The sequence below is a fragment of the Sphingobacterium sp. MYb388 genome (assembly GCF_037479535.1).
Classification (GTDB): Bacteria; Bacteroidota; Bacteroidia; order Sphingobacteriales; family Sphingobacteriaceae; genus Sphingobacterium; species Sphingobacterium anhuiense.
This window is the reverse complement of sequence record NZ_JBBGYV010000011.1, coordinates 149,555-158,169: the sequence shown is the minus strand read 5'-3', so window position 1 is coordinate 158,169 and position 8,615 is coordinate 149,555. Positions and strand designations below refer to the sequence as shown.

Below are 8,615 nucleotides of genomic sequence, written 5' to 3'. Positions count from 1 at the left end.
GTTATTATACTTTTTTAGATTAAAAATCTTTAACGGCTCTCTTATATTTTTCTGGATCACACCAAAAAGTATAACATTCTGCTATTAATCCATTCTCCCAAGATTTGTTTTTCTTTAAATCTTCCCAATTTTCATCAAATAGTTCTTCACAAAGTTTATAAAAGCCATCGCCTTGTTCTCTTTTTCCATTTTTATGAGTAATTAAACTGCTGAGTAGCGGTCTTCCTTTGCTATATTCGTAGACAGATATTTCTCCTAACCATTCCCCAATTAATTTTCTATGATAATCATTATTAAAGTTTAAACCTAATTCTAAATGTTCATTTAGTTGAGTATAAGTCCATGTAGTTCTCAATTTTGCAAGTTCAATGAGTTGTAATCTAATGCCTTTTACCATTATTTTTCTAGTTAATTTTTCTAAAATTCTATAAATGTAATAATTCGAATTTGCTATCGCTTCCGGTTTCCCGTAAAATTAATTTTAAAATAGTAATCAGGATATTCATTATAAAGTAACGTAACTTAAGGTCGAAATGCTAACCCTGCTGGAACCAGGTGAAAATGATAAATACTAATTGCGATGAATGTACCATTGACAATCGAGATCTTGAAGGACTTAAAGCATAAGGGATACAATATTCTGAAGTCCGACAATAGTGTGGATGATGTTATACAGCATTTTGTCCCTACAAAAGTAAACGACCTATGGGCGTTTATGAGTGAATTTAAGGAAGAGTCTGCTACAGTTGTTATCGAGCAGATCCTGGATGTGCCAGAGGAAGTGTTGGAAGGGAAATTCTTAAGGGTTTTCTAATTGATCTTTTAATTTTTAAAATCTATACAGATGAATTTAAAGCAAATACAGCAAGAATATGTCCTCAATTATCTTAAAGCTGTAAGAACAGGTAAAAGCGTTACAAATTAGTATCTAATGACTTGTCCTTAATTTTATTTTCAACATGCCTATCGATAACTAGATAAAGTATTGTTGCAAATATGCTTCCAAAAAGCAATGAGAACGCTACGTACCTAAAATTATTGTACCAAGGAACATCCCAAATATTACTAAAAGTTCCAACAATGATGATCGATATAGCCATTAAACATGATAATATAAGTATCTTTTTTAAGAGACTCAAAGGCGATTTATTATTTAAATAATAATCTTTTAATAATTGGAAGGGTAAAAAAATCACAATTATTGCAAATAAGTATTCATATATAAAGGTTTCAAAATAAACGTATTTCAGGAATATCCCAAGGGAATCAATTTTAAAGTCATAATATTTATATTTACCATAAATGATTGCATCAATAACAGCTGGTAACCAACCTATTTTAAATATTATTGGGGCTAACAACCCAACCAACATAGTTCCGACTATTTTTCTAAACATGATCAATATAACTTAATTACTTGCAATCAGTACTCAATGAGCTCAGAGGGGCTTTTCCATCAATTACAGCTTCAACTTGATCCCAATTTGGTCTGTAAATTTCTTGCTTACTAGCATCTGCAATAACAATAGGCCTCACGAAGGACTTGATAATCTTACACCAACGGAATTATCAAAAAATATTAGACATAAACAACAAATAAATCAATTAGTAACGTAAATTAGAAAAGTCCAATTCTAGCTGTAGAAAAAATGGGGTACTTAGATAACCATTTCACTTGAAAGAGTCTTTGTTTAAATAACACTGTAAATATGGAATTACCACAATTTATCAAAATATGTTTTATCGATTTTTTCAGAACTATCTAGAAAAGTACTTTTGTATCCCTTTTTTAACATCATGATATCTTTTTTTCCTAGTAGTCTTGAAAGTAATGCTATTGGAGTTAGAATAATGAAGAATACACTAATGAGAATGGCTTTCTGTACGATTTCGCCAATTATATGAGTAATTTTTAATAAAACTAAATGTATTATGGCAGTAAATTTACCAGATACTAAGCTTAGTAAAGATATTATTAGAGCAATCCACAACAATATGAAATGGTTGTTAAATAAAAAGATTAAAATTAACATTGCTATAACTACAATAACAGAATCTTTTTTGTTTCTAGTCATTGCTAATTAAAATATGGTGTAAATGAAAGGAGCTAATGCACTATTCCCACCTACAACTATAATCAATCCAATTATTAGTAATATAATGATCATTGGTAAAAGCCAGTATTTTTTTCTTTCCTTAATATAATCAAATAAGTCTTTTAAAAATTCCATAATATCAATCGAGTTTAAATTTTGAATTCATTTTATGCGAGCTGGTACGTTGTTTATCTCTAAAGTAAACATAATTTTGTATTACCAATATATCCATATCTGTAGTCATAAAACAGTTATATGCGTCCTCTGCAGAACATACGATTGGTTCACCACGTACATTAAAGCTAGTGTTTAATACAATTGGATATCCAGTATGCTTTTTAATATTTTGCAACAATTCCCAAAATTTCGGGTTTAATTTCTTCGATACAGTTTGGATCCGCGAACTGTAATCTACATGTGTAATTGCTGGAAATATACTGGTTCTTACTTTAAGTTTTTGATTAATTAATAATTCATGAAAGTTTTCAGGAAGCGGAACTCTGAATTCGGATCTAATTTTACTTGTGTAAAGCATGTATGGTGAGGGATCTTTCATTTCGAAAAAATCTTGTAACTCCTCTTGAATTATAGCAGGGGCAAAGGGTCTAAATTGTTCCCTCAATTTTATTTTTTGATTTATTAACTCTTGCATATTCGGATTTTTTGGATCCGCAAGTATACTTCTATTGCCTAATGCCCGTGGTCCAAACTCCATATTATCTTGAAACCAACCGACGACATTTCCTTCACTAATTAGCTCTGCTATTTTAGCAGATAGATCGTTGAAATCTTCATATCTAGTATATTCTGTTTTTAGTTTACGATTTAACTTCAGAATATCATCCTCACTTATTTTTGGTCCTAAATAAATATTTGAGTTTTCTGGAATCACTATTTTATTATTACAAAAATACATGTGGTAAACAGCCATAGCTGCACCTACTGAACCCCCACAATCCCCAGCGGCCGGTTGAATATAAATTTGATTAAAAAGACCAGATTGCTTGATTTTTGTATTGCAAACACAATTTAATGCTACTCCACCAGCTAAACAAAGATTTTCAGAATTTGTTAACCTTTTTGTCTCCTTAACCATTTTTAAAACAATCTCTTCCAAGACTTGTTGGACTGCACAAGCGAAATTACAATGATGTTGACTAATATCACTTTCAGGTTTTCGTCTCTCTATTCCAAAGAGATCTTTCCATTTATGTTCTCGGATCATTTTAAGGCCGGTAGCATAATGAAAATAGCTCTGATTCAACCATATTGAGCCATCTTCGTTTATAGAAAGCATCTCCTGTTTAATTTTTTCTATAAAAGCCTTTGTTTCTTTATCGTCTATATTTCCAAAAGGAGATAGACCCATTACTTTATACTCCCCCGAGTTTACAGTAAAACCTAGGAAATATGTAAATGCGCTGTATAATAAGCCTACAGAATGAGGAAATGGCATTTCTTTAACTACATTTATTATTCCTTCTTTAGCATGAAATATTGAAGCTGTTGTCCATTCTCCAACACCATCAATTGTTAAAATAGCAGCGTCTAAAAAAGGAGATGGGTAGTAAGCACTTGCAGCATGAGAAAGATGATGGCCTGAAAATAACAGTTTCAATTTTTTTTTATCGTAAGGTCCAATTTCTTGAAGACCTTTTTTTATTTTTTGCTTCAAGAATAGCTTTTCATGTAGCCAAATAGGTATAGCTTTAAGAAATGATGCAATTCCCATTGGTGCAAATGAATAATATGTCTGTAATAACCGTTCAAATTTTAGAAAAGGTTTTTCATAAAAAACGACTGCATCAATATCATCAATAGTCAGGTTTTCTTCGCTAAGACAAAATTTAATAGCATTAATAGGAAATGATGCAGAATTTTTAATTCGAGTAAAACGTTCTTCTTGAGCAGCTGCTCTAATTTTCCCATTTATTAATAAGCAAGCTGATGCATCATGATAAAAAGCTGAAATTCCTAAGATATACGACATGGCAATTAAAAATTAAAATATAAGAAGTGTTGCTGTCCTATATCCCCAAATAAAATGATAAATAATAAGCAAGTAATTAAGAATGCTGAGTCCAGTATCTTTTCTGTATTTGTAATTGGTATCAAATTCATTCGGTTGTATAAAAATTTAGAATTGACCAATAATACTATTAAAAGACAGGTAATTAAATAGAATAAATTTACGTTAGACGTGAAATACGAAGTTGAGGATGTTAGTGACCATTCGTCAGTTAAGAAAAAAATCTTTTTTAATATATTAGATAACTCTTCAAGATTACTAGTTCGAAATATTAACCATGTAAAGGGGATAGTTGCTAAGAAAAATAATCTCCTAAAATATTTATTTTTAGAGTTCCCTGAGTGTTTTTTTAAAATATCGTCAATGATAAACAATAACATATGGATTAGACCCCATATTATGAAGTTAAGAGATATTCCATGCCAAATTCCACTCAAGAGAAATGTAGCAAAAAGTGCAAACAAAAAGTTTAAATAACCTTTTCTGTTACCACCTAATGAGATATAAATATAATCTCTCATCCATTGAGATAAAGAAATGTGCCACCTATGCCAAAAATCTTTAATTGAGGACGCTAGATATGGATTTCTAAAATTAATCTTTATATCATATCCAAGGCATTTCCCTATACCGATTGCCATTAGTGAATATCCCCAAAAATCAAAATAAATTTGAATAGAATATAAGATTATCGAAGTATAAAGAAGTAATCCATCATGTTTATGCTGATTACTTAAAATAGGTTCAATAAGTAGTGCTAACTTATCAGCTACAATTAACTTACAAAAAAGACCAAATAATAATGTTTTAAATCCGATGGCAAGCGAAGTTATCTCAATAGGACTATTCTTATTAAATTGAGGTATAAGCTCGGATGCTCGATGTATTGGGCCAGCTAATGATTGTGGGAAAAAGCTAACAAATAGTGTTACGTCTTTCAAAGATACTCTTGAAGTATATTTATTGTTTTTTATATCAACTAGTAGAGCAATAGCTTGTAATGAATAGAAAGATATACCTATAGGAATAATATAGGAAGCTTGTTCAAATGTGTATGGAGTAAGGCGATTTATGTATTCCGGTAGATATGTATATTTGGATGATAAAAGTAAAAGTAGAATAACAAGAATAGCAAAATAGCAGATTTTGTTTTTGTCATAGTTCTTCATACTCATTGCGGCAAAGTAGGTGAAAAGTGATATCACAATAAGATAAATGAAACTTGATAAGCCTGCCCAGGCATAAAAACAACAACTGGCACAAACCATTATATATGACCTAAATTGATCTTTTGTAACCAATATGATCAGAGTAACAAAACAAAAAAATATCAAAAATGGTATAGAGGCAAAAGGCATGTTTCTAATTTAATGACATTTTAAAAATACCATTTCTCAATCCATAGGTGGCAGCATAGTTGATTGAATCGCCTGTAGGTGAGAAGTTTGGATCCCATTCATTTCCTTTTGAATCTGTTAATTGAGCTTTTTTTCCACTTTGTAAATCTAAGAGGAAAAGATCCCAATTGTCTTTTTTGCGAGCCGCATAGACCATTTTAGTTCCATCTCTAGAGATACATGGATCCCATTCGTCATAATCAGATTTTGTGAGATTTGTTATTGTTTTATTTTCAAAAGAGTATTGATAAATATCGAATTGATTGTTTTTATCCTTTGCAATATAATATAACTTCGTTTCATCAGGTGAAAAAATAGGGCGCCAATTTTCGAATTCATCTGATGTTATAATTGTTTTTTCGTTATTCAGTAAGTTTTGTACAACGATGTAAGGATTCGTATATTTTCCATCTAGATGATGCCATGCTGCATATGCGATTTTATCACCTCTATAGTTATAACTTGGTATTGCTCCGTAAGTCGATGGATCATCTGTCAGGTATTTCCTATTACTACCATCACTGTTCATGATGACCACTTTTGTATTGTTTAATGATTGATCACCTTCAGTAAAAACAACTTCTTCTCCATTAGGGGAAGGCCAAGGGTGTAATTCATCTGTCTTATTCCATGTAATCCTTCTATTTTCTTTTAGGTTACTATCTGATAGGAAAAGCTCCATATTTCCATCTCGCCAAGATTGAAAGAAAATGCTATGACCACTTGTTGTATACACCGGGTACCGATCGCCAACATTTAATTTACTTAATACTGTGCTGCGCACTTTCTGATTTTTATTATTAATATGTTTGGAAATACTAGTTGCTATTTGCTGATGCCCTGCTATATTGAGGTGTTCATCAAAATCAAAGAATAAAGGTATTTCCGAATTTTCAAAATCATCTAATAGATCGATATGTACAATTTTGTTTTCTTTAGAAAGCGTAGATAACCACTTATTTGGAAATTGCATATCAAGATCATCTATATCAATATCAAAATCACTTAAAACCTCGTTAAGATATTTATATGATACCTGTTCTTTAGTTGGAATTTGCAATATAACAAGCTCTGCACCATTTTCTTTGACTGCTTTTGCAAATTTATTCAAGTAAAGGCGAAAGTTTTCGAGGTCTTTTAATTTTTTATCCGATTGTTCTTTGTAAAAGATATTGAAGTCTCTGTTTGATTTTTGGTCTGGGTAAAAAGGTTCTGTCCATCTGCCCAAGGGCAATGCCGCGGGGTTAGCATACTTAAAATCATAAAGTATGAAACGTGCAAAATTAGAGTAATGCATGAGATAATCTGAGAATCCAGATGTCCTCTTTTCGACTTTCATAAAATCATTAAAATTGCATATTTGTAAGAATACTTTGTCGGCCTTAAGGTTTTTACCCTCATTGATATAGTAATAATATTCATCTATTATACCTAAGCCACTTATTCCAGCATTAACGATTATTTTATTGGAATAATCATTGAAGAGTTTACTTGTAAATAACTCTTCATACTCAACCTGAGCGCCCTGCGTATATGAGTCACCAATAAACAACCAATCACACAGTTCAACTCGAGTGTCCGGATCATCTTCTTCCCCAATTCTGAAGCCCTGCGCATTTGTCTTATATTTTACTAGAAATTCTTTGTCTTGAAATGTTTTGTTTAAATATGGTTTATTGAAATAATAATTTTGTTTTATACTGTATAAATCTTCGATAATATAATCAGAGAATTTATAACTAAAGATCACTTCTGCATGCAAGAAAAATGATAGCACAAACATAAAATTTAACCATATTGTCGATAATACGTTAAAGCGTTGACTTTCATTAATGAAAGCAGTAACAAGAATAGCTGATATAGAAATAGTTAAACTTACCCATATTGAGCTAGAAATTAGATAAATGATTATTGGATTAATCAGTAGTAATATACCTACTGTTAAAAATAATCTTTTATGGATTTTAATTTCTTTATTCTCTTTCATTTACTTAATTGCTTGAATCAACTGGCTATGTTTTTTTGATGTTGCAAAAACTCCACCGCACCTTTCTGTCTCAGAGCAGGATTCACATTCTTTTAAATAATTTTGCTTCCAATCTGATATCGACCTTTGTGCAAATTTCCAAAGGGAAGGTTTCAATAGACATAATTGTAAATTATAAATAGAAACATTCATCCCCATTGCATTGAGGTATAAAACTGCATCTTCCAGTTCGTCTGAATATTCGGTTGGCTCCATCCATAATAAATCTTTGTTTGCAATAGTATAACCAGTGTATTCCAATCCCATAAATGCTATATGTTCAACAAATGGAAAGTTCATGTAGATATATTTTGCTAATTTTGGAAGCCTTTTAAAAGATTCTTTATGCAGTACTATTCGCAATTCTATTCTATGGTTAAACTTTGCCATATTATGCAGCCCTAAAACTGTCTGGTTAAATGCATCTTTTGCTTGAACAATATAATCATGTTGTCTATAGTAATCCGAATACAGTGGAATACCGTATACCATACGCTCGTTGTTAATATTACTTAAAGCGTGAGGAATGTGCTTCCAGGCGAAACTCCTTCCATTTGTCAGAATATGAATATCAGTATTTGGTAACTCGTCTTTTATTTGGTCCAAAAGTGTAATAAACCTTTGACCTAATAAAGTTGGCTCTCCACCAGTAATTCCAAGTTCTATTGTATCCTTCGGAATTAATGGAATAAGTGATGTATTAATGTTGAAGAAGTGTGTAAGATCATCCACATTTTTAGGTGGTTGTGAACACATTAAGCAATTACTATTGCATCGATCAGTTATAAAAAGGGCATTATGATGAGAATTTTTCCTAAAAAGTGTATGAATACTACCATTTGTGTCAATATATATAATATCTCCTTCTTCTAGATATTCCAAAGTCGCTATACCAACTATCATGATTTTGTCTTGTATAGGAGGGACATTCTTAAATAGAAATACAGTTTGTCCAGATGGCGTATTTGCGACCAAATCCTTCCTCCAAGTCTGAGATATTATAGTAGCTACAGTTGGGGAGGTCAGATTTATAGGGATACCCCTTGTTTTAAGTTGAAACATAATAT

9 protein-coding genes are annotated in these 8,615 nt (G+C 31.2%); 1 reads left to right on the top strand and 8 read right to left on the bottom strand.

Features of this window, described 5'->3' with window-relative positions; translation table 11 throughout:
* Positions 1-19: 19 nt before the first annotated feature.
* On the bottom strand, positions 20-397 hold the full coding sequence (locus tag WH188_RS24305; RefSeq protein ID WP_339424787.1) for a hypothetical protein: 378 nt from the start codon (positions 395-397) through the stop codon (positions 20-22).
* Between the two features lie 183 nt (positions 398-580).
* Here WH188_RS24305 and WH188_RS24300 point away from each other — a divergent pair, with 183 nt between their 5' ends.
* A complete protein-coding gene (locus WH188_RS24300; RefSeq protein ID WP_094772536.1) occupies positions 581-814 on the top strand; it encodes a hypothetical protein in 234 nt (77 codons plus the stop codon).
* Positions 815-914: 100 nt separating this feature from the next.
* Here WH188_RS24300 and WH188_RS24295 read toward each other — a convergent pair whose 3' ends face one another.
* The 7 genes from WH188_RS24295 to hxsC form a co-directional block, all read right to left on the bottom strand.
* Positions 915-1,397: a hypothetical protein gene (locus WH188_RS24295; RefSeq protein ID WP_339424786.1), complete on the bottom strand. Its 483-nt coding sequence runs from the start codon at positions 1,395-1,397 to the stop codon at positions 915-917.
* A gap of 318 nt (positions 1,398-1,715) precedes the next feature.
* The gene (locus tag WH188_RS24290; protein ID WP_339424785.1) at positions 1,716-2,075 is read right to left on the bottom strand and encodes a hypothetical protein; all 360 of its coding nucleotides are present in this window, start codon (positions 2,073-2,075) and stop codon (positions 1,716-1,718) included.
* A gap of 6 nt (positions 2,076-2,081) precedes the next feature.
* Positions 2,082-2,231, bottom strand: a complete 150-nt coding sequence (locus WH188_RS26370) for a DUF5989 family protein (RefSeq protein WP_221197814.1) — start codon at positions 2,229-2,231, stop codon at positions 2,082-2,084.
* 4 nt (positions 2,232-2,235) lie between these two features.
* Positions 2,236-4,086, bottom strand: a complete 1,851-nt coding sequence (locus tag WH188_RS24285; RefSeq protein WP_339424784.1) for a carbamoyltransferase family protein — start codon at positions 4,084-4,086, stop codon at positions 2,236-2,238.
* 5 nt (positions 4,087-4,091) lie between these two features.
* Positions 4,092-5,294, bottom strand: coding sequence for an MBOAT family O-acyltransferase (locus WH188_RS24280; RefSeq protein ID WP_339424783.1), 1,203 nt, complete (start codon positions 5,292-5,294; stop codon positions 4,092-4,094).
* Positions 5,295-5,487: 193 nt separating this feature from the next.
* On the bottom strand, positions 5,488-7,509 hold the full coding sequence (locus WH188_RS24275) for a hypothetical protein (protein WP_339424782.1): 2,022 nt from the start codon (positions 7,507-7,509) through the stop codon (positions 5,488-5,490).
* Entirely contained in the window at positions 7,510-8,610 is a 1,101-nt protein-coding gene (hxsC, locus tag WH188_RS24270) for a His-Xaa-Ser system radical SAM maturase HxsC (protein WP_339424781.1), read from the bottom strand. It lies immediately after the preceding gene.
* Positions 8,611-8,615: the final 5 nt, after the last annotated feature.

What these genes read in the sequence shown, in the direction of transcription:
- WH188_RS24280 (WP_339424783.1), bottom strand. Translation starts at nt 5,294, where the DNA reads ATGAAGAACTATGACAAAAACAAAATCTGCTATTTTGCTATTCTTGTT.
- WH188_RS24285 (WP_339424784.1), bottom strand. Translation starts at nt 4,086, where the DNA reads ATGTCGTATATCTTAGGAATTTCAGCTTTTTATCATGATGCATCAGCT.
- WH188_RS24290 (WP_339424785.1), bottom strand. Translation starts at nt 2,075, where the DNA reads ATGACTAGAAACAAAAAAGATTCTGTTATTGTAGTTATAGCAATGTTA.
- WH188_RS24275 (WP_339424782.1), bottom strand. Translation starts at nt 7,509, where the DNA reads ATGAAAGAGAATAAAGAAATTAAAATCCATAAAAGATTATTTTTAACA.
- WH188_RS26370 (WP_221197814.1), bottom strand. Translation starts at nt 2,231, where the DNA reads ATGGAATTTTTAAAAGACTTATTTGATTATATTAAGGAAAGAAAAAAA.
- hxsC (WP_339424781.1), bottom strand. Translation starts at nt 8,610, where the DNA reads ATGTTTCAACTTAAAACAAGGGGTATCCCTATAAATCTGACCTCCCCA.
- WH188_RS24295 (WP_339424786.1), bottom strand. Translation starts at nt 1,397, where the DNA reads ATGTTTAGAAAAATAGTCGGAACTATGTTGGTTGGGTTGTTAGCCCCA.
- WH188_RS24300 (WP_094772536.1), top strand. Translation starts at nt 581, where the DNA reads ATGAATGTACCATTGACAATCGAGATCTTGAAGGACTTAAAGCATAAG.
- WH188_RS24305 (WP_339424787.1), bottom strand. Translation starts at nt 397, where the DNA reads ATGGTAAAAGGCATTAGATTACAACTCATTGAACTTGCAAAATTGAGA.